This window comes from Psychrobacter sp. Ps4, assembly GCF_022129285.1.
Classification (GTDB): Bacteria; Pseudomonadota; Gammaproteobacteria; order Pseudomonadales; family Moraxellaceae; genus Psychrobacter; species Psychrobacter immobilis_A.
Map to the genome: position 1 here is coordinate 1 of NZ_JADQAK010000018.1, position 20,585 is coordinate 20,585.

20 protein-coding genes and 1 pseudogene are annotated in these 20,585 nt (G+C 42.4%); 8 read left to right on the plus strand and 13 right to left on the minus strand.

The features are described from left to right. The first annotated feature begins 241 nt into the window (after positions 1 to 241). From I3252_RS10615 to I3252_RS10640, 6 genes are read left to right on the plus strand one after another with little or no spacing between them, the layout of a single operon-like run. Positions 242 to 517 carry an AlpA family phage regulatory protein gene (locus tag I3252_RS10615; protein ID WP_201540403.1) on the plus strand — a complete coding sequence of 92 codons (276 nt, stop codon included), beginning with the start codon at positions 242 to 244 and terminating at the stop codon, positions 515 to 517. 3 nt (positions 518 to 520) lie between these two features. Next, complete coding sequence (locus I3252_RS10620; protein WP_238035169.1) at positions 521 to 793, plus strand: hypothetical protein; 273 nt, start codon at positions 521 to 523, stop codon at positions 791 to 793. Further along, a complete protein-coding gene (locus I3252_RS10625; protein ID WP_238035170.1) occupies positions 786 to 1,037 on the plus strand; it encodes a hypothetical protein in 252 nt (83 codons plus the stop codon). The genes I3252_RS10620 and I3252_RS10625 overlap by 8 nt, the downstream gene beginning before the upstream one ends. Further along, complete coding sequence (locus I3252_RS10630) at positions 1,030 to 1,554, plus strand: hypothetical protein (protein ID WP_238035171.1); 525 nt, start codon at positions 1,030 to 1,032, stop codon at positions 1,552 to 1,554. Before I3252_RS10625 ends, I3252_RS10630 begins: the two co-directional genes overlap by 8 nt. 15 nt (positions 1,555 to 1,569) lie before the next feature. After that, positions 1,570 to 1,806 carry a hypothetical protein gene (locus I3252_RS10635; RefSeq protein ID WP_238035172.1) on the plus strand — a complete coding sequence of 79 codons (237 nt, stop codon included), beginning with the start codon at positions 1,570 to 1,572 and terminating at the stop codon, positions 1,804 to 1,806. Continuing rightward, positions 1,803 to 4,103, plus strand: a complete 2,301-nt coding sequence (locus I3252_RS10640; RefSeq protein ID WP_238035173.1) for a YfjI family protein — start codon at positions 1,803 to 1,805, stop codon at positions 4,101 to 4,103. The genes I3252_RS10635 and I3252_RS10640 overlap by 4 nt, the downstream gene beginning before the upstream one ends. A 181-nt stretch (positions 4,104 to 4,284) precedes the next feature. On the opposite strand, the gene I3252_RS10645 is transcribed toward I3252_RS10640, so the two are convergent. The 12 genes and pseudogenes from I3252_RS10645 to I3252_RS10695 all read right to left on the minus strand — a co-directional run bounded on the left by I3252_RS10645 (position 4,285) and on the right by I3252_RS10695 (position 18,477). Continuing rightward, entirely contained in the window at positions 4,285 to 7,545 is a 3,261-nt protein-coding gene (locus I3252_RS10645; protein WP_201540409.1) for a type I restriction endonuclease, read from the minus strand. A gap of 41 nt (positions 7,546 to 7,586) precedes the next feature. Continuing rightward, on the minus strand, positions 7,587 to 7,967 hold the full coding sequence (locus I3252_RS10650) for a hypothetical protein (protein WP_045454548.1): 381 nt from the start codon (positions 7,965 to 7,967) through the stop codon (positions 7,587 to 7,589). Positions 7,968 to 7,997: 30 nt separating this feature from the next. Further along, complete coding sequence (locus tag I3252_RS10655; RefSeq protein WP_201601803.1) at positions 7,998 to 9,308, minus strand: tetratricopeptide repeat protein; 1,311 nt, start codon at positions 9,306 to 9,308, stop codon at positions 7,998 to 8,000. 141 nt (positions 9,309 to 9,449) lie between these two features. Continuing rightward, positions 9,450 to 9,572 carry a hypothetical protein gene (locus I3252_RS14220; RefSeq protein ID WP_269129697.1) on the minus strand — a complete coding sequence of 41 codons (123 nt, stop codon included), beginning with the start codon at positions 9,570 to 9,572 and terminating at the stop codon, positions 9,450 to 9,452. Positions 9,573 to 9,606: 34 nt separating this feature from the next. Next, entirely contained in the window at positions 9,607 to 10,227 is a 621-nt protein-coding gene (locus I3252_RS10660; RefSeq protein ID WP_238035174.1) for a hypothetical protein, read from the minus strand. A gap of 35 nt (positions 10,228 to 10,262) precedes the next feature. Continuing rightward, positions 10,263 to 11,021 carry a hypothetical protein gene (locus I3252_RS10665; RefSeq protein ID WP_238035175.1) on the minus strand — a complete coding sequence of 253 codons (759 nt, stop codon included), beginning with the start codon at positions 11,019 to 11,021 and terminating at the stop codon, positions 10,263 to 10,265. A gap of 156 nt (positions 11,022 to 11,177) precedes the next feature. Further along, positions 11,178 to 11,987 carry a hypothetical protein gene (locus I3252_RS10670; protein WP_238035176.1) on the minus strand — a complete coding sequence of 270 codons (810 nt, stop codon included), beginning with the start codon at positions 11,985 to 11,987 and terminating at the stop codon, positions 11,178 to 11,180. Positions 11,988 to 12,402: 415 nt separating this feature from the next. Then, positions 12,403 to 13,128 carry a hypothetical protein gene (locus I3252_RS10675; protein WP_060490493.1) on the minus strand — a complete coding sequence of 242 codons (726 nt, stop codon included), beginning with the start codon at positions 13,126 to 13,128 and terminating at the stop codon, positions 12,403 to 12,405. Positions 13,129 to 13,389: 261 nt separating this feature from the next. Further along, on the minus strand, positions 13,390 to 13,995 hold the full coding sequence (locus I3252_RS10680) for a tetratricopeptide repeat protein (protein ID WP_238035177.1): 606 nt from the start codon (positions 13,993 to 13,995) through the stop codon (positions 13,390 to 13,392). A 66-nt stretch (positions 13,996 to 14,061) separates the two neighbouring features. Then, the gene (locus I3252_RS10685) at positions 14,062 to 15,363 is read right to left on the minus strand and encodes a restriction endonuclease subunit S (protein ID WP_238035178.1); all 1,302 of its coding nucleotides are present in this window, start codon (positions 15,361 to 15,363) and stop codon (positions 14,062 to 14,064) included. Next, positions 15,363 to 17,793, minus strand: a pseudogene (locus I3252_RS10690) (class I SAM-dependent DNA methyltransferase). The gene I3252_RS10685 and the pseudogene I3252_RS10690 overlap by 1 nt, the downstream one beginning before the upstream one ends. Before the next feature lie 267 nt (positions 17,794 to 18,060). Then, positions 18,061 to 18,477: a hypothetical protein gene (locus I3252_RS10695; RefSeq protein ID WP_238035179.1), complete on the minus strand. Its 417-nt coding sequence runs from the start codon at positions 18,475 to 18,477 to the stop codon at positions 18,061 to 18,063. A gap of 219 nt (positions 18,478 to 18,696) precedes the next feature. On the opposite strand from I3252_RS10695, the gene I3252_RS10700 reads away from it, so the two are divergent. Further along, positions 18,697 to 18,966: a contact-dependent growth inhibition system immunity protein gene (locus I3252_RS10700; RefSeq protein WP_227685422.1), complete on the plus strand. Its 270-nt coding sequence runs from the start codon at positions 18,697 to 18,699 to the stop codon at positions 18,964 to 18,966. A 339-nt stretch (positions 18,967 to 19,305) separates the two neighbouring features. Here I3252_RS10700 and I3252_RS10705 read toward each other — a convergent pair whose 3' ends face one another. Next, on the minus strand, positions 19,306 to 19,674 hold the full coding sequence (locus tag I3252_RS10705; RefSeq protein ID WP_045454568.1) for a hypothetical protein: 369 nt from the start codon (positions 19,672 to 19,674) through the stop codon (positions 19,306 to 19,308). A gap of 35 nt (positions 19,675 to 19,709) precedes the next feature. Here I3252_RS10705 and I3252_RS10710 point away from each other — a divergent pair, with 35 nt between their 5' ends. Beyond that, positions 19,710 to 20,510, plus strand: a complete 801-nt coding sequence (locus I3252_RS10710) for an NAD-dependent deacylase (protein WP_238035180.1) — start codon at positions 19,710 to 19,712, stop codon at positions 20,508 to 20,510. Positions 20,511 to 20,585: the final 75 nt, after the last annotated feature.

The following is a 20,585-nucleotide window of genomic DNA, read 5'->3' on the forward strand; positions in this document are numbered from 1 at the left end:
AACGGGTTATCTTCATAAAAGTAGTCTAGCATAGTGCTTATCTACTACAGCCCCAAGAACAAAATACGAAGTGAAATAGCATTTAAAATACCATTTTTTACCGAAAATATCCCCAAATTCTAGAATTACCCCCTCATTGCTAGAAATCCTATCTACAGCTTATCTTTATCACCCCGTAACATTCACCTCATAGCGCAGCCAATTACTGGCTATAACCAACCCCGCTATGAGGTGAAATAACATGAAGTTAGCAGATAAACATCTAAGAATGGCAGACCTTGCCAACCAGCCAGCGCGAACCGCTAAGACCTATACTACAAAGTCAGGTCAGCAGCGCACCGTCACCGCCAAAGCCGCCACACGCGGTATCACTGGCTTTAGCGCCAAACACATCTACCATCTAATCAATCAAGATAAATTCCCAGCCCCCGTAAAAATCGGACGGGCTAGTCTGTGGCGCTTGTCTGAAATCAATAGCTGGCTTGCCAGTCACACCTCAACTGCTAGCGAGGTGTAAGCCATGAGCCAACCCAACGACATTCTAGCGCCACAACTGGTATCAGTGGACATCTACACGCTATGCCATGTTGATGACTACATTCAGGACGTATCAAATGATTGTGAGCATCTAGCCTATGCCTTGAACCTGATTGAAACAGCCGATCCAGCCAGCAAGGGCGTGATTGTGGCGGTACGTTCTGCGCTACTGGCACATAGCGAACACGCTTGCAAAATGAGTGCGGATATTATGGGCGAGTTAATCACACAAGACGAGGTATCAATCAATGAGTAATCAAATAGCCGTATCAGCCGATCATTTAGAGCATATCAATGAGCAGATGGTTTTATTGTCTCTTGATACCAGTCAGTTAGCGTTAGCATTGCAAGCGGTACAAGTAGATTGCGCGGTATCAGGTGGTGTGATTAGTGCGGTCATCATGGCGCTGTCAGGTCATGCCGCCACCACTGAGGACTTAAGCGACCAACTAGATGGCATGTTATCAGCAGTAGAAATGGAGGTGATCAGCCATGAGTGAGAATAACAAAACCAATCTAAAACCCCACTACGGGCAGCACAGCGACAAGCACACAGATAAACGCGGCTTATTACTGAGCTTTATTATCTTTATGGCATGGGTGGCGGCTATTGGCTTGCTTATCGGCTTACTACTGTCATTGATAGCTTGCCAGCCAGTACAACCAAAACAGATTGCAAGTGATTATAGCAGCGGTTACTATATAGACCTTTCAAAAATTAACAGCGACTTGCCAAGTCGTAAACCTTTGGCTTTTTTTGTGCCTGATACTAGCGCAGCCTCTCAAGCTGTCACTATACCATCAAGCACCGCCCCACAAGCGTACTCAAGCGCCACAAGGGGGCAAACCATCATATCTATAGCAAATCACTTGCTAACCGACTATGACGGGTTGACGCTGCAAAATAAAATAGCCGAAAGGCGAATATGCGGGGCGGTCACTGTTAAGACCGAGAGTAAGACCCGTCACCCTATACTTTACTTTTACCGTATAGCGTGGCACATACTCAAAAATTAACAGGAGTTATCCATCATGGGTAAATCAATCCGCACGACCTCAAACACACAAACCCCTACCAATAGCCCCCCAGCCACCTTTAAAGCTGGTGATGCCGTGCTATGCCCGTCTATTGATAATGACAGCCCTAAAACCTTTTTAGAGGCTCAGGTCGCCTTTGCTCAGTCAAAGCATGGCAAGCGTAAGAGCTACTACAAGAAGTATAGAGCCACACGCAAGCCGAACCAGTCACAAGCAAGGGGGACTAAATGACCACCACACCAACAGACAGCCAAGAAAAAACCCATGCGGACAACATGGGCAGTTTCATTGGCTATATTGCTGATATTGAAAATGCGACACCTGAACAGCGCGCGCAAGATGCAACTATCAGCCAGTTAGACAGCTTGCAAGATGATTTAAACCTACCAACCAATCATATAGATAATACACGTTATCTACACGCTGATATTAGCATGAGGGGCGCCAATAGCAAAGGCGATAGACTACCTAATACTAAAGGCAGGTATGGCCTTGTTATGGTCAATAATAAAGCCGAACCCATCAACATAGCAGCACGCACGCCAAACAACGATAACGAGCCGCCTATTATATCGGACACCACACAGCCTAGCGCGTATGCTATTGGGCCAATGAGCCGTGATAGTGACTGGTGGCTAGTGACCAGTTTAAGCGATCAAGTCACGCTATATGCAGCCCTTGCAATGATTGATAGTAAGGTGACTGTGTTTGCATGCCTTAATCAAAATATGTTTGATATGACGTTAAAACATCTTAGCAAGGTCAAAACCATTCATATCATAGACACGGCCCAGCACAAAGACGCATTAACCAGCCGTTTAGAAGGTGTGAATGCTATTGCTCATATCACGATAGATACCATCATTAGCAGACTGAATGAAGGTGACTTGATAGGCGACCTTCTTACGGATGCGGACACTATCGACTTGCAAGCACTAGGCAAACCAAAGCCGAAACCTATCAGTCAAACCTTGCCACCAGTTAAGACACTCACAAGCGCCATGACGCCCAAACTGCTATGGGATTATGCCTCAAATTGTGCTGAGCGCTTGAGCGTACCGATTGAGTATGTGCTAATGCCCGTGATGGTGTCGCTAGGTAGCTTGATAGGCTCGAAGCTAAGCATCTATCCAAAGATGTACGATAACTGGGAGGTTGTGCCAAACTTCTATGGTGCAATCGTAGGCAATCCATCGAGTAAGAAATCACCGTCATTATCTGAGGGATTAAAGCCACTATCACATTTAGTCTCGCTCGCTAAAGATAAGTACAATGAGGACAAGCTTGAGCATAACACCCAAAAAGAGCTAAACAAGCACATGACAAAGGCAGCTGAGAAGCAGCTCAGTGACCTTGCTAAAAAGCTCGCGACCCAAGCTGATGATGATACTGAAATCAGTCAAGAGGATCTCAAAGCCAAAGCACAAGAGTTGGCAGAGGCAAAGCAGAGTGATGAGCTGATACCTGAGATTAAACGCTATGTGACTGATGACGGTACGATTGAGAGTATCGGAGAGCTTGAGAGCAAACACAAAAACGGTATGCTGGTGAAGCGTGATGAGCTGACAGGTTGGCTTGCGTCATTAGAGAGTGAGAGCAATCAACAAGCGCGATCATTCTATCTTGAGGGCTTTAACGGCTTAGGTAGCTTTCAAGTGGATAGAATAGGTCGCGGCTCAGTGTTTGTCGACACTCATTGTCTATCGGTCATTGGTGGCATACAGCCTGACAAGCTCGAGTATTATTTATCTAAGACGATGAAGGGCTTAGGTAATGACGGACTTATTCAACGCTTTCAGTTGATGGTTTATCCTGATCCCCTACCTAATAGCAAAGAGCGTGACTTACCACCTGACAAGCAAAGCCGTGATGCTATCTATGACTTGTTTGAAACCATCGATAGTATGCAGCTAGGCGACTTCATGCGCTACGGTGCAAACCCCATTGATGAGTACCACAAGCGCCCCTATTACCGCTTTAATGATGAGGCTTATCAAGAATTTATGAGTTGGTATGATGCGCTTAAGCTCAGAGCTGGTGACGCTGAACATAGTGTCATAGCTGAACATCTTATCAAGTATGCTAAAACAGTGCCGTCATTAGCGCTAGTGTTTCATCTAGTCGATTGTATCGAACATGGCACGTCTTTAGGTGCAGTCAACATGAACGCACTCAGAGCAGCGCTGGCATGGTGTGAGGTATTAGAGAGTCACATGATGAGAATTTATAGCACAGTGACCGATAGCGCCAATATCAAAGCGTCTTATTTAGCCGATAAAATAATGAAAATGGTCAGAAAGGGAACTGACAAAACTGACAAAACCGATTGGATCAGTCATGGCTTTACGGCAAGGCAGCTCATCCGCAAAGGTTGGAAAGGCTTAACTGATGCTGATGACGTACTCAATGCGCTGGAAATATTAGTCGAAAATGACTGGTTAAGCTGGCAGGAAATACCAAGTACAGGACAAGGAGGCAGACCGACAGAGCGTTACTCTATCAACTCAAGATTGAGTGAGCTTTTATAGGTTTCGTCAGTTTTGTCAGTGCAATATCTGGGCGTTATTGAAAAATAACGTCCTTTTTTATGCTATTTAGGAGGTTTTGTCAGTTTTGTCAGTGCTATATCTGAGCCTTACTAAAATTATTACATCAATCAAAAGACTAAACTGGCTCTGCTGCAAACAAACACTTTGAACAAACAGACCTTTAAGCGCCCAGCTTCGTATCAAGCATCAATCGAATAAACTTTTTAAACTGGTTGGGATTAGATAGCAGATGCATGGTCATGCCCTCATAGGCTTCTTGGCTCTCAAATAGTGCGTCCATAGCGGCATCAGGATAACCGCCTAACATAATCTGGTCGGTATTATTATTACTAAACTGTTTGACCACGATCTCGTTCTCAGTGACTTTATCCCAAATGGTGTTTTGAAAATTGATCATATCTTTATCGGTAAAGTCCTCGCCCGCGAATACCTCATTCAATCGATTGATGACTTTCGATAATAGCTCTTCTTTTTTATCTTTAGGCTTAGCGGTACCAGCGCCGCCACCCGCGTCAAGCTCGCCGCTACTCTCTTGTAGCTTTAGATCCTGCTGATAGAGCTTTGAGACACGGTAATGGCTCATCACGATATTACTTAAGTCGATATCGTCCTCATCACTGGCGCTTTCACGTAGTAGCGGCTGTAGGTTACGCGCGTATAGGCTGAGCTTCTCAAGATCCTTGCTGTCATAATCGACTATTTGCGACATAAACTCATACTGACGGGTAAAGGTGCCGAGATCTTTTTTGAAGATCTCAAGCTCGTCTTGCTTAATCTTAAAGCCTTTATAGTCGTTCTCAGCATTCGTAATGAGGACGACATCACCAGTGCCTTTGGTACGTTCAAGCATTGCCTTAGCGTGTTTTGCTTCTGTACGCGCCTCAAGATATTGCTTTTGCCATCGCTCAACCGCGGGCTTGCAGATATTGCTAATGGCGGCGTTAGATTTATTCTTACTATAAAACGCTTCAACGAGCTGTTCCACTTCACGCCATAGGAAAATACCGCTGGCGCGTAGTTTCTCAAAAAGGTCGTAAACCTTATCAGGGTCAGACACGTCCGCTAAAGTTGCGGTTTCATAGTAGGGCTGAAAGGCGGCTAAAATATCGTTAGGATCATTAAAGAAGTCGAGGACAAAGGTGCCGCTTTCTGCTTTACCTTTATAGGTGCGGTTAAGCCGCGATAAGGTCTGGACGCAATCCACGCCTACTAGCTTCTTATCCACGTACATGGCGCACAGCTTGGGCTGGTCAAAGCCTGTCTGGAACTTGTTAGCCACTAGCATCACTTGATAGTCATCGCTGTCAAAGGCTTTAGGTAGATCACGGCCTTTTAGCCCGATATTCATATTATGCTCGGTGAACTTCTCGCCAAGTAAGGCGCCGCTGTCAGGGTCATTATCAGTAAAGGTGACTTCACCTGAGAACGCGACCATGGCATTGATACCGCGATAACCGTGATTAGCGATATAGTTATCAAAAGCAAGCTTGTAGCGTACCGCTTCTTTACGAGAACCTGTCACTACCATCGCTTTGGCTTGCCCGCCTAGTAAGCCTTTAACATTATCATTAAAGTGCTCAATGATGACTCTGACCTTTTGCGCGATATTATAATCGTGGAGACGCACCCAGTTATTGAGCTTAATCTTAGCGCGGCGCGAATCGACCTCATTATCAGCGGCAAGCTTTTGCTGAAGCTGATAGACCACTTTATAGTTGGTGTAGTTTTTGAGCACATCTAAGATAAAGCCCTCTTCAATGGCTTGGCGCATCGAATAGACATGATAGGACTCAGGCTTGTTATCTTTAGAGGCGGGCAAGTCAGGATTGGGCAAGCGCCCAAATAGCTCGATGGTTTTTGGCTTGGGTGTGGCGGTAAAGGCATAATAGCTGAGGTTCGGACTGTTACGGCGGGCGGCAAGTGTGGCATCCATCGCCTGATTGATGACATCCTCACCAGATAACGCGCTATCGACGCTCTTTTCTATATCGCCCGATACTAGCACTTCTTTGAGCTTAAGCGCGGTTGTGCCTGTCTGTGAGGAGTGCGCTTCATCGGCGATGATGGCATAGCGGCGCGACTTGAGCACACTTGAGTCTTCAATCGCTTTTAGGACGAAGGGAAAGGTCTGAATGGTGACAATGATAATCGGCTGTGAGTTGACTAGGGCACTAGCGAGCTGTTCAGACTTTGAGCCATCGCCTTCGTTTCTATTGATCTTACCGACCACGCCATCGGCATGTTCAAACTGGTAGATGGTGTCCTGTAGTTGGTCATCAAGTACGGTACGGTCAGTGATGACGATAACGGAGTGAAACTGTTTATCGCCGTCACGGTTATACAAGGTGGATAGCTGATGCGCTGTCCATGCGATAGAGTTGGACTTGCCTGATCCTGCGCTGTGCTGAATCAGATACCTTTGCCCAGCGCCCTCAGTAATGGCCGCATTGACCAATTTGGTCACCACATCCCACTGATGATAGCGCGGAAACATCATAGTTTCCTTTTTAGACTTGCGACCAATTGCGTCTTCTTCTTCCTCTATCTGCAAGTGCATAAAATGCCCAAGGATCGATAGCAAGTTCTCTGGCGTGAGCACCTCGTTCCAGAGGTAATCGGTGGCATAACGGCTGCTATCGCTAGGCGTATCATTGCCCGCGCCGCCATCTTTAGTGCCTTTATTAAAGGGTAAAAAGTAGGTGCTGTTACCTGCCAGCTTGGTTGTCATATAGACTTCATACTGACTGACGGCAAAGTGCACCAATGCGCCACGCTTAAACATTAGCAACGGCTCAGGTTTTTTAGTATCAGGGTCTTTTGGCAGGCGTGTCTTCTTATACTGGCTAATAGCGTTTTGTACCGATTGCTTAAACTCAGACTTTAGCTCCATCGTCGTCACGGGTAAGCCATTGACGAATAAAACCACGTCAATACGGTTACGCTTAGCGACCTTGCCGTCAGTGCTGTCTTTTAAACTAGCATGCGGGCTATACACCACCTCAGGAACGACACGGCAGATATTGGCCTCATAGCGTGCCATAATTTCAGGATTGAGGCTATGCTCAGGCTTAAACTGGCATAAAGAGAAGCGCGCGTTACGGATCTTGAGATCATGACGCAATACGCCTAAGGTGCCATAGGTGCGCGAGGCTTTATCAGTTGCATTCTCATCCGCTTTATTCAGCTGCTTAACCAATGCAGCGATAAAGTGACGCTCAGAATCGATAGGATGAGTACGGCAAAACTTCTCCCACTCTTGCGGCTGAGTACTCTGCACAAAGTCGAGCACGTCTTGCTCATACAGCGCAGTCTCTGCCTGATAGCCGCTGGCATGACCCAATTGCCAGCCATGTGCCTGCATCTGGTCGATGATATCGGCTTGGAAGACAGATTCGTAAGCGATATCGTGGGCGTTGGTCATGTTAAGTCCGTTTAGTTTTATTATTATTTTGCTTAAAATAATTAGGTCGAAAGCGCTATAAGGTCTGAATACTCTCTAGCAAATATAAAAAGCAGCACTAGCAGAAACGTTAATAGTAGCGTTCTATATTTCTCAGCGACTGCTCTTTTGGAAGTAAGTGCCTTATAAAAAATAAACAGATAAGGAATAATTACAATCCAAACATAGGGAATCCAAAGGAACATTAAAGTAATGGTAATATCGTCCAGCATATACTTAGCGGTACTACTAAAAAACTCTAAAGAAACAGTATAATTCGAGTCGTGCTTTTTGTACCCGCTGTAAGTTAAGTAAGCATTTATTAGATAAGCAATAATAGGGCTATAAATGAGCGCCCAGAATAGCTGCTTGTAGCACTTAGTAATTGGATCGGGATGATTCATAATTATATCTATTAATATGCGGAAGTCATTTTAAGGCATATTTAACAGTTTAGAGCCAAGACATGATTGCAAGTCGCCATTGCCACAGCCTTTATCAAACCATTCCTTAGCCTGCACGTTGTCTTGCTTTACCCCTTGCGCCTTCATATACATCAGCCCCAGATTACGCGGGGCGAACGGATGATTTTGGGCGGCAGCTTGTTTAAATAACGTCATGGCGCGGGCATAATTTTGCGGTACGCCATTGCCCTCTAAGTACATCACAGCAAGGTTGTTTAGACCAGCAGCTTCACCTTGATTGGCAGATTGTTGTGACCACTCAAAGGCTTTAACATAGTTTTGCTCAACGCCTTGACCACTATAGTATGCCCAGCCCAAACCGCCCATACCCAATGCATTGCCATGGTTGGCAGACTTTTCATACCATTTAAAAGCCTCGGCATAATCACGCGCAACCCCATTACCGTTCTCATACATATAGCCTAAATTATTTTGCGCCAAATCCTCACCTTGCGCGGCGGCTTTTCGTAGCCAATACAGTGCTTCGGTATAATCCTGCCTCACACCTAAGCCTTTTATATAAAACTGTCCAATATTGTTTTGGGCAATTGCATGTCCTTGATCGGCAGCCTTTTGATACCATTTGGCTGCTTCGCTATAGTCTTGCGTCACGCCTAAGCCTGCTTCATACATCACGCCGATGTTATTGTGAGCGTCAAGATCTCCTTGCTCAATGGCTTTTTGATACCAGTCATAGGCTTTGGTAAAATCCTGATCGACCCCAATGCCGCTTTGATACAACAAGCCCAAACTGTACTGCGCCATCACATTATCTTGTGCGGCGGCGCGTTGATACCACTCGACCGCTTTGGCATAGTCAGGCGTCACGCCCAGTCCTTCTTGGTACACCGCGCCCATGCTATATTGCGCGAATGGCTCCTCTTGATTGGCAGATTTCTCGAACCATGCGAGCGACTTGGCATAATCTTGCTCTACCCCTAAGCCTTCTTGATACATCGCGCCAAGATTATATTGCGCTATGCTGTCGCCTTGATTGGCAGCCTTTTGGAACCATTCGGCGCTGGTAGCATAATCCTGCGGCACATACTCGCCTGTCATATATATCGCGCCCATATCGTATTGCGCTGCCGCTACGCCCTGATCAGCGGCTTTTTTATACCATGCCACCGCTTTGTTAGGGTCTTGGGGCACACCATCGCCCATCTCATACATCGCGCCCATGCTATATTGAGCGGCGGCATGACCTTGTTCCGCCAGCGCTTTGGTACTGCTAAAACTGGTTGCATGCGCGGATAACGATAGCGCTAAAGCAGCGCTCAAAGCTATTACTTTGTGTCTGATTCTTAGCGGTACGATTGACACTTTCATTTTGTCCTCTACATATTAGGGCGGAATGGATATAGGGTATTTTATTTATATCAAGTTATTGTATAAGGGCATTCCCGTTGCTTAATACTATAGTCATAAACCGCTGGCACGACCTAACTGCCAGCCGTGCGCCTGCATTTGGCTGACAATATCGGCTTGAAAGACAGATTCGTAAGTGATGTTATGCGCGTTAATAGCAGTACCTGTCTGAGTCATGGTGAGATTCTTATTATTAAGTTATGAATTGGGCTTATGAGATCAACCACACTTTATCGATTTCAACGATCTGTTGCTCCTGCCCTTTAATGCTTTCTTTTCTTAAAAATCTAATAGGGTCAATGTCTTGCAACATCTCTACATCTTCTTCATCAGCCATATCATAATAGTCAAGCCTTCGATAAAGTTTCCATTCAAAATGATCTAAGTATTCAGCGGTTTTTGAATTATAGTGAATAGAGCTTTGAATACCATTTTCGGGCTGCTCATCTATTGGCTCAAACGTATTTTGATAAAAGTCTTTGTAATCCTCTATCGCACAAACTACTTGTGAGCGACTGATGTACGTTTCAAATAGCCAGATTTGTAAATAATACGGGGTTTGCAACTTTTCTAGCGAATCTTTCCATGACTGATAGATATTTTGCACATTTTTAATCAATAGATATTCACAGTCGCCAATTGGCTCAGGATAGATACTATTAATCAAAGACAAGCGTGACCATGGAGCTACCAAAAACTTAACGTAATCTCGCTTTTCTTGATTCAGCAGCTCAACATCAAGGCTCTCACGATTATCACCCCACTGCTCAATAGCACGCTTACAGCGGTTAATGCCTCTTATTTTGCGATATCTTATTTTCTGCGTTTTCATGTTTAGCTCTATATTTTTTCAAGCTTAATCAAATCCTATGGCTCTTCACATACCATTGAGATGCTTTTACCAAAGATAGTTTTATTGAGTTGATTGTAGTTGCTAAAAACTTTTTGAGAGTCAGCATGATAAATCTGATCATTCACGCAATTACTAAAGCCATAGGTAAGTAAGTTTGTTTTGGCATAATTTTCAGGGTCGCTAGCTTTTTCTTCCTGATAACGCTGCGTTGCTAGAACGCGATAAGACTTACCATTATCACTGCTAATACGGACTTGTTCCTGAATCTCCTCTTCGACGAACTCTTTCCATTTAACTTGTACAGCGGCTTCGTCTTTAAAAAACGGTGCAAGGTACTGCTTACATATCGGTGGACTCAGCCTCATCGCTTGTACAGGGTCTACATAAGCCAAAATAGTTAATTTATCATGGACGTATTCGCCTTCTATAGACTTTAGCAGTTCACGCTTGTAGGTTTGGGCTGCTGGCACGACTTCCAATTGTTGGACTTTGCCCTTGAGTAACTCATATTCTTTATCTAAATTGGTGATATCCGTTGTTGATACTTTGTCAATATCACTAGGATTTACAGGGGAAGAAAAGCTATTCAGCTGAACGGTATTTAAGTTATTTAGCATAAAATGGGAGTTTTTGATTTGATTGGCAGTGTATTTTTTATTATCAAAGCTTCCCTTTATATCACATAGCTCATCTTGCCATTTGTAGACTTCGGCTGTTGCAATACTAGACACAGTCAGTAATACGCTTACCGCTATCAACGAATACCTTTTCATTATTGGAATCCTTTTTTTCATTTGCCTTACTTATTTTGATATTTATTAATCGAGTAAACATTTAACTCACTACTCTTTTTAGGATAATTTTTAAAGCCAGTCAAATTGAATTAAGCAATCAAACCTACTTTATTGATACCAATGATCTGATACTTTCTACCTTTGATGATCTCTATTTTTTACTTTTGCAAGAGGTCTACTCATGGCACATTGCGCGGTGTATTTACCGTCAAATATTTTATGATTAAGCTTTGCATAATTAGCAGACACTGTCTTTAGCTCAGGGCGATAAGCGGTACTCTCAACACAGTTGTAAAACCCAGAAGACACAATAGCGTTTCGCGCATAAAAATAAGCACTCAGTGACTTTTGTTCTTGATAATCTCTCATCTCAATCTTACGATAAAACTCATCACTCAAACTACCCGTACGTACTTTATCCTGAATTTTTTCTTCCACTACTTGCTGCCATTTATTCTGTACGGCGGTTTCGTCTTGCAATAAAGCCTCTACATAATGCTGACACATTGGCGGGCTTTGCTTGAGTGCTTCACTAGGATTTTGATAAGCCAAAATAGCCAATTGTGCCGTTTTATATTCGCCATCAATAGTCTTAAGTAGTTGTTGTTTATAGGTCTGTGCTTCGGGCACTATATCAAGTCGTTCTACATGTCTCTTGGCTTGCTTATACTCTTTAGTCAGCACCTCTGGGTCTTTCGACGATATGTTGTCTAAAAAAAGATTACTCATACTCATAGGCTCAGAAAAGCTTTCAAGATTTGCTCTCGTCAAACTGTTCAATACAAAATGAGAATTCTCTATTTGTTTGGCAGTATATTTATTATTATCAAAATCACCTTGATATTGACAAAGCTTCATTTCCGAGCGCCACTCATAAGTTTGCGCTTGGGCGCTAGTGGTGAATGCTATTGAGGCAAAAATGGCGGCTATCGTCATTGCTTTCATAAATAAAATCCATTTGATTATTCTACTGGTTGTGATATATAAACAAGTGCTTCATCTTTACATTGCTGACGACTCAGACGTCCGCCCACCCCTCACATCAATCTTGCCCGTGACAGCAGCAGAGATTGAAACGGTGCGGAGTCTTACATCAATTGAAATTAATTATGGATAGACACCAAATACTAACGCTGCTATCTGATAGCCGCTGGTGCGACCCAACTGCAAGCCTTGCGCTTGTATTTGAGTGACAACATCAGTTTGGAGTACAGATTCTTAGGTGACGTCGCGGCTCATGGCATTTTCTTATTTTTACTTTTGTTAAACGGTATATAAATATAGCAGACAAAATATCAGCTAGCGCTGGCAAAACCCTTTGTATGTTCCATATATTACATATAGCCGATAACCGCTATTTCTATTCTTTAAACGATTCTTCAAATTTATCTATGTATGATAGAAAAGCTGGAACCTCTTCAGATTTTGATCTGATACTAATATTTTCAAGAATACGACGGACAATATGTAGGTTTTTAATATCCTTAAGTGTTATAAATATAAGCATCATGTCTCTAACGACAGGAATAACTTGCTCCAAAATTTTAGGGTTATCACTCAGCTGAAAACGAAAAGATATTTTATTTAGTACTATCAATCTATTAGAAAGATTCGGATCCATTTGAAGAATCTCATACTTTAATAATAATGCTTCAAGTACTGCAACCTCTGTCAATTCATCGGTACAATCAATCCCTTCATCCACTACTGAGTCTATAATTTTTAAAGATTTATTGTATTCTTTCAATCCATATAGTGCTCTGGCTTTATCAGTATATGCCGCTCTTATAATTTTTTTATTATAGCCATCATGAATATCTTCAGGAAGATTTCCATGAGTATAAATATCAATAATTTTTTCACAAACTGATATAGCATTTTGATATTCTTCAAGCATAATAAGGCTTGTTGTTTTCCATGTTAAAGCAGCTTTGGCATGGGCGCGCTCTTGTGAATCTTCGCTATCAATGTATTGACAATATAAGTTATCAGCCAGCTCAATAGCCTCATGATAACTATCTTTAAGAAAAAGTTTTTGAACATTTCCTGCCATTTTGGCAGATTTAGATTTTAAAAACCAAAACATCATCTAGCCTTTTTATACAGTCTATTTTTCAAATAACCAATACTATGTTAGTTGCTATATCATCTAGCATCTTTGGTATAAAAGCATGCTGGACGATGCTAGCATAAAAACAAAACAATTGTACATTAAGAATAAAAAATCATCCTACCTTTTGGGTCGATTATCTAACGCTATGTGCTTACCATAGAATATGTTGTGTCTCATTGCTTTACTTTAATCAACCACACTTTATTCACTTCTGCTATTGTGTGTGGGCGTCCATTAATAACCACGTTCATTTAATCGTCTATATTGATCACAGCCATATTGATGACCCTTGTCACACGTTTTCCCGTACCATTCCTTTGCTGTAGATCGGTTTCTCTTAAGACCACCAAAACCTTCTTCATAAAAGTATCCAAGCATCCCTTGACCTTGTATGCTTCCTTGTTTTGCTGCCTTTTGAAACATTTTTCTTGCCAGCACAAGATCTTGACGAACACCTTCACCTTTGTAATATATTATACCAACCTTAACTTGGTACTCTTCATTACCTTGGTTTGCCCATTTTTTCATATCAGCCAAACTATCCTTAGCATCAGAGTATTTATTCTCATAAGATACACGGCTATTTAGCGAGGCAAGTTGATATTTTTGTTGCTTTGCATGAGCACTTAAATTATCAATCGCTTTACTGATTTCTTCATTAGTATATATATGATCACCGCTCTTAGTGCTATAGAGATTGCGACTAGAACCATAACTTGCAGAAGTAGAATCATTGCTAGTCGTGTGGGTCAAAGTGTTATTTGGTTGAAAGGTAGTTTCGACAGCGCCACTCGCTTGGGCTGTACCTATTCCTAATAGTATCAATAGTAATCTTTTCATAACTTTCATACCTATGCCAGTCAACTTTAATAAAGTACTCTTATAGCTCGTAATTTTAGTCGTACATTACGAAGCTTTATTGTCAGCTGCCCTCCAACCCCTCACATCAATCTTACCCGTGACAGCGGCAGAGATTAAAGCGGTGCGGCGTTCTCGAAGCAGCTTAACCTGTTTGTTTGCAACCTCTAAAAGCAAATTATACTTCTCAGACAGTCTGGATATTTCTAGGCATATTTCTTCTTGCTCATTCAAGTTAGGCAAAGCAATAGCTGTACTCAAAAAAGCACCATGATTTAAATCTGGAATGGTAGTTGTACCAGCAAGCATTAGTAGATGACTTTTCAGCTCTTGAACTTTAAGCATATTAACTAAAAAGTCTTTAGTGATTTTTTCTGAGTAATCAATCTTAAAGAAATTATTGTGAAAAGCACCCTTTACTCCAGTAACGACTTCACCTGTCGCCCCAGTACGAGCTAATAAAACATCATCGTAATCACATTGAACGCGTAAGGATGGTTTATTTATATACTCTCGATGTTCCAATGTATCGCCAGCATGGATAGACTTAATAGTAATATATTCCACATTGTCTTTTGAAGGCTCATGAATCCTTTCACTTTGCGGAATTTGTAAACCTTGTGATAATGATGTGATTCTTCTAAATTGCATAATAACCCAATGCTCAGGCACTTCACCCAACCACTCAACACCAGAATCTTTCATTGGTGCATCAGGGTTTAAACCTTTAGTCACGGCATGACTGATAACGGCTTGGCGCTTTTCTTTTAACAGTTGGATAAGGGTTTGCTGTTTTTCGATAAGGGTATCGATTTGAGCGGTTTCATGATCGAGGAAGTTGGCGATTGTTTCTGACACGCCATAATCCATAACAGGAAGCTGTAATAAACCAATAAAGTCCCAGCTCGCTCTTGGCATCTTACTGCCATATGTCGATGAATTAACTTGCTCAACAAACTCATCCGTTAGTGTCATATACTTTAGAAATTTTGGATGAACTAACTGACTATTAAGTACCAAAAATTCTGATGAACAGATTCCAGAGAAACTAGCTAGCCAAGATTTGGCAAGATAGGGTCTCAGTTTACCAAATAGCAAGTTATCTTTTTCAAAGGTGTTAGAAACACCCTCAGAAACTATTCCTTCAGTTACTTTGAATTTTCCAGTTTTACTTTCTACATTTTCCAAACCGACATATTGATTTTCCGAACCGCTAACTTTATTCCCTGATAATTCGGCTATATATTTTAATCTAACAACTTCCCAGTTTTTAGGTATTTCCCCCAACCATTCAACCCCAGAATCCTTATATTCTGCATATTGCTGATACTTCATTACCAATTCAGACATTATGAGTGCACCTCACCCAATAACTGCATAATCTCAGTGCTAACCGCATCCAAGTCTGCATCAATATCAGCAAGCGAGCGTGGTGGCTCATACACATAGAAGTGACGGTTAAACGGTATCTCATAGCCGACCACGCCAATCTCTGCATCGATAGCATCTACCTTATCAGCATTAATCCACGCATCAGGCACATGCGGCTGCACCTCACGGGCGCAGTACGCTTCAATCAGCGCAGTAGTGGTCATGCTTGGGTCAAGCGGTACGTTTTCATAATCACGTAGGTCGCTGTCTGTTTGGAACTCTACAATTTTGGTCTTGCTGGCAGGATCGGTATAACTAAACGCACCATAGAGCGGGTTAGCAACCTTCACCACTTTTTTGATGACGGGTTCCGCTTCAGGATTTTTCCACGTGATCGCATCTAGCAGTTGTTTCTTCTCTTTAGCGTCAAGACTAATATCAAGACTGGCATCAGCATCTTTCAACGCTTGTTTAAGCACCTTTTCAAATTCATTAAAATCATCGAATTGGTTATCACCGATAGCCGCTTGCAGGACTTTGGCTTTATTCATAATCTCAAGCTGATCTTGCCAAATCTTGGCATCGAGCGCGTCTTTAATTTGCTTTTCTTTTAACTCGCTAAAGTCGGCCTTAATCATCGCACGAGCTTCTAAGGTGACCGTTGATAAGTCACCGTAGCTGCTTGTATCAGAATCGGTGTCGCTATCAGTCGTCCAGTCATTACCAAAGGCCTCATATAGCGCTGGCATGACCATATCGAACGGTTTAGGCGCATAGCGTAGGGTTGCGATGGCATCATCAGATAGCTGAGCAGACAGACGGAGTGGACGCTCAATGGTGATACGGCGATAGCCAAACTCGTGGGTAGCAAATATCTTACTGGCAAAGGTTTTAGCCGGTTCTGCTTTTGGGTTTGCCGATTGGCGACCACGGTTTGATTTTACTTCCTCTGGCTTATCGAGTACGCGCGCATCGACCACTTCAAAGTCACCAAAGCTTTTGGTAATGGTCTTGATATCGTCATCGCTCATTTCGTTACGCTTAGAGCCAAGTGATTTACGCATCTTGCTGTATAGATTGCTACCGTCGATTAATTGCACCTTGCCACGGCGCTCAGGCGCTTTCTTATTGCTTAATATCCAGATATAAGTAGCAATACCCGTGTTATAGAACATATTGGTAGGCAGGGCGATGATAGCCTCAAGCAAATCGGCCTCAAGGATATAACGGCGAATCTCACTCTCACCACTGCCTGCGCCGCCCGTAAATAGCGGTGACCCATTTAAGATAATACCGATACGGCTGCCCTGATTGTTATTTTGGGTGCTGTTTGTGCTGTTTTGACCGCTACTGTTAGCTGTCGCTTGCTCATCACCCCGCTCATTACTAACGATCGGACGCATTTTGCTAATGAGATGCATCAGGAACAATAGCGAGCAATCAGACACCCGTGGCAAGCCAGCCCCAAAGCGACCGTCAAAGCCCTTTTTGCTCGTGCTCGTCTTTGATCTCACCTGATATCTTTTTCCAATCTACCCCAAACGGCGGGTTAGACAGCATGTAATCAAACTTTTCAGCGACCAGCTGATCGCTAGACAAGGTATTGCCCAGCTTGATGTTATTAACCTCTTGTCCTTTGATCAGCATGTCAGCTTTACAGATAGCATAAGACTCAGGGTTGAGCTCTTGCCCATAGGTACGCATGACCGCATCAGGGTTCAGCTCTAGCACGTATTCCATACCAGAGGATAGGAAACCGCCAGTACCTGCTGTCGGGTCGTAAATGGTACGAATAATGCCGTCTTTGGTCAGCGCGTCATCATCTTCCATAAACACTAGTGAAGTCGTCAGGCGCACGATATCGCGCGGGGTGAAATGCTCCCCTGCGGTTTCATTCGAGCTCTCAGCAAAGCGGCGAATCAGCTCTTCAAACACAAAGCCCATTTCATGATTAGAGATAGCGTTAGGGCTAAGATCGGTATTGGCGAACTTCTGCACCACTTTATACAGTAAGTTGGCATCGGCCAGTTGCCCGACAAACTCTTCAAACTTAAAGTGCTCGAATATCTCACGTGCGTCTTTAGAGAAAGATTGCACGTAGGTGTTTAAGTTGTCTTTGATGTCACTCTGACCCATCTTGCTCAAATCCATGGGCGAGGTATTATAAAACGCATGCTTGCTGGCACGAATGATGAATTTTTCTTGTGCTTCCTCTGGCAGACCCTTTTCAGCGATACGCTCACTCTCAGCAACTACAGCAGCTTTGGTGTCTGCTAATACGCACTCTAGGCGGCGAAGTAGCGTAAATGGCAAGATGATGCGGCCGTATTGAGATTGCTTAAAGTCACCACGTAATAGATCAGCGACAGACCAGATGAAAGCCGCTGTTTGAGAGAAGTTCTTGGTCATGGGGTCGTCTTATTGTTTGTTGGGCAGGGATAAAAATTTGGTAAAGTTCTCGAAATTATATCAGGTATATAGGTAAGTTACAGACATGGCAGGTGTTGAAGATAGAAAATTATTACATGCCATATATAGCTTGCGTCATGATGGTTTATAGCCATCAACTACTCCTTAACGGGCACAATAAAAAACCCTATAGGTATCTAAATTGACACTTATAGGGTTACATCATATCTTGGCTTCATGACAACCATTCACTTCATGTACTGGTATTTAAAATTGTTGCTTCATGGCTATTTCTTCGAATAAAGCCTTATAGTCAACTTGATCTGTGACATTACCCACTGTTCCATTGACCATCGTAATGCCAAGTTTATTTCTATTGATAGAATTAGTTGGCACAAAGTTATTATCAAAGCTGGCTTTCCATAGCCAGTTTACATCCACCCAATGCTCTACTTCGTTCAAAACTTTATAGTCATGACCTTCATAATGATTAACGACAGCACCCACCGCAATAATTCGATTGTCATTATGGTACAACAACACAAGATCACTTTTTTTAATCCTATCTACTTCCGAAGCTCGATCATAATAGGCAGAGGCTTTATTTTGTCTTAACATATACTTGAAGCCGTTAGGATTTTTATTCTTTCCTTTTGTGTTCGTATTGACCAACCATACTTTCATATTTTTCTACTTTTTTTTATGAATGATCCAAAAGTATACTGCTTATAGCCATTCCGTGTCAGCTAATTTACGTTCTGAACATGACACAAATTTTGGAGCGAAAAGCAGATAGCTATAATCACTAATCATTACTATCAAAAGACTCAGTATTGCACGAAAACGTATGACCAAAAGAATTATTTACTAGGAAACATTATAATAAATACATTTATATATTTGATGGATGCTTACTTCTATCAAGATTGGCGGGCAGAGTATTCTGATCATAAAGCGAATGATAAGGACGTACTTATGCGTTTTGTGATTAAAGAGAATATAGAGATATTAAACAGCGTAGTTCAAGACCTTGAATATATACTAGCAAATGATCTAGCGACAACAGTTTTTGAAAATAATAGCTTTGACTTCGATCCAGTATTAAACGGTTATGCTAGTGAGCAAGCATGGATTGAGTCGGCTTATAAGATATTAATTGCTAAAATTAGATAAATTATTCTCACTATCATAATTATTTTGTAAGAGATTATGGTATTTTTCTACGGTTCAAACATAGAGTAACGATGACAAGATGTTGTACATATTGTTGTACATAAAATAAAATTTATATAAATTATCTATGCCAATCAATATGTTAAGATAATTGGTTGACTCCCGCCGAGCGCACCAATCATTGTATCGGTAATATTTGTTTTATCCTTCCCTAGTATTACCCTAAATCCTGAATACCCATTAACTCCGTACTCAAAATATTTGCGGATTTCGCCGTGCGTGCTCGTCTATTGATAGATAGTTTTCTTATATGATAGGCATTTCGCTTATAACACTCGCCTATTCTGCTTGCTGCAAATTAGCTGCTAGCTGGGCACGGTTGGGCACACGATGATAATTAATCACGGGCACGTTACCCAACAGGCGCTGACCTGAAGCAATTTTCTTATCCATCGTAATCATTGCAATTTTTTTATCTTGTTTACTGAGCAATAAGTGATTGGTTTTGCGTGTGACTCGATAATCAGGAAAATACTGTTTAATCAGTACGGAGGTTTTTTGCAGGTCGTCATTAATAGGTTTTTTCACGCTTTTAGACGATTTATTATGAATTGTCTCACCCACTTTTACGCCGCGTGACTTTGCCAACAACCATAAAGCGGCAATAACGGCAAACAATATGACAAGCCACCAAATTCCATCTATCATTAGAAGAGATATCCATTATTAGCAAGGGTTGGCTCATGTTAGCAGAATTATCACCAGCGTTAATAGCAGAAGTAGAACTTGCTGCTAAATTATTGACATCCAAACAACATATTTGTATCTTAACGGGTGCAGGGATTTCAGCCGAAAGTGGCATTCCAACTTTTCGAGATAAGCAAACAGGCTTGTGGGAAAACTATGGTGTGGAAGACTTGGCGACACCTGAGGCTTTCACTCGTGATCCAAAACTGGTGTGGTCATGGTATCAATGGCGCAGGCAATTGGTCGCAGATAAAAAACCGAACCCTGCACATGTTGCCTTAGCACAGTGGCAATACCATACTCAGTCGTCTAATCAATCATTAACGCTTATCACTCAAAATGTTGATGATTTACATGAGCAAGCTGGCAGTACGGTAATTCATTTGCATGGCAATCTGTGGCATAACCGCTGTAGTCAATGCGAGACAGCCTGCCAAAGTCAATCGAGGGGTTCGTATCATAGCGAGGATACAATCAATTTTGATGACACACTGATGACCTGTCCACATTGCGGTGGCTATATCAGACCAGATATCGTTTGGTTTGGCGAAGCATTACCAGTACAAGCATGGCAAACGGCAGAAGACGCGGCGGCAAATTGTGAGGTATTTATCAGCATTGGTACCTCCAGTCTCGTCTATCCTGCCGCTGGACTCGCACAGTTAGCGAAACAAAATGGTGCCAAAATTATTGAGATAAATCCCAATCCAACGCCGAATACTATTGTGGATATCACCTTAGCAGAAAAAGCTGGTGTGATTATGCCGTTATTAATCCAGAAAATCACTGCGCTCTAGTCGCCTGAACCTAAGTCACTTGAACCTAAGTCACTTGAACCTAAGTCACTTGAACCTAAGTCACTTGAACCTAAG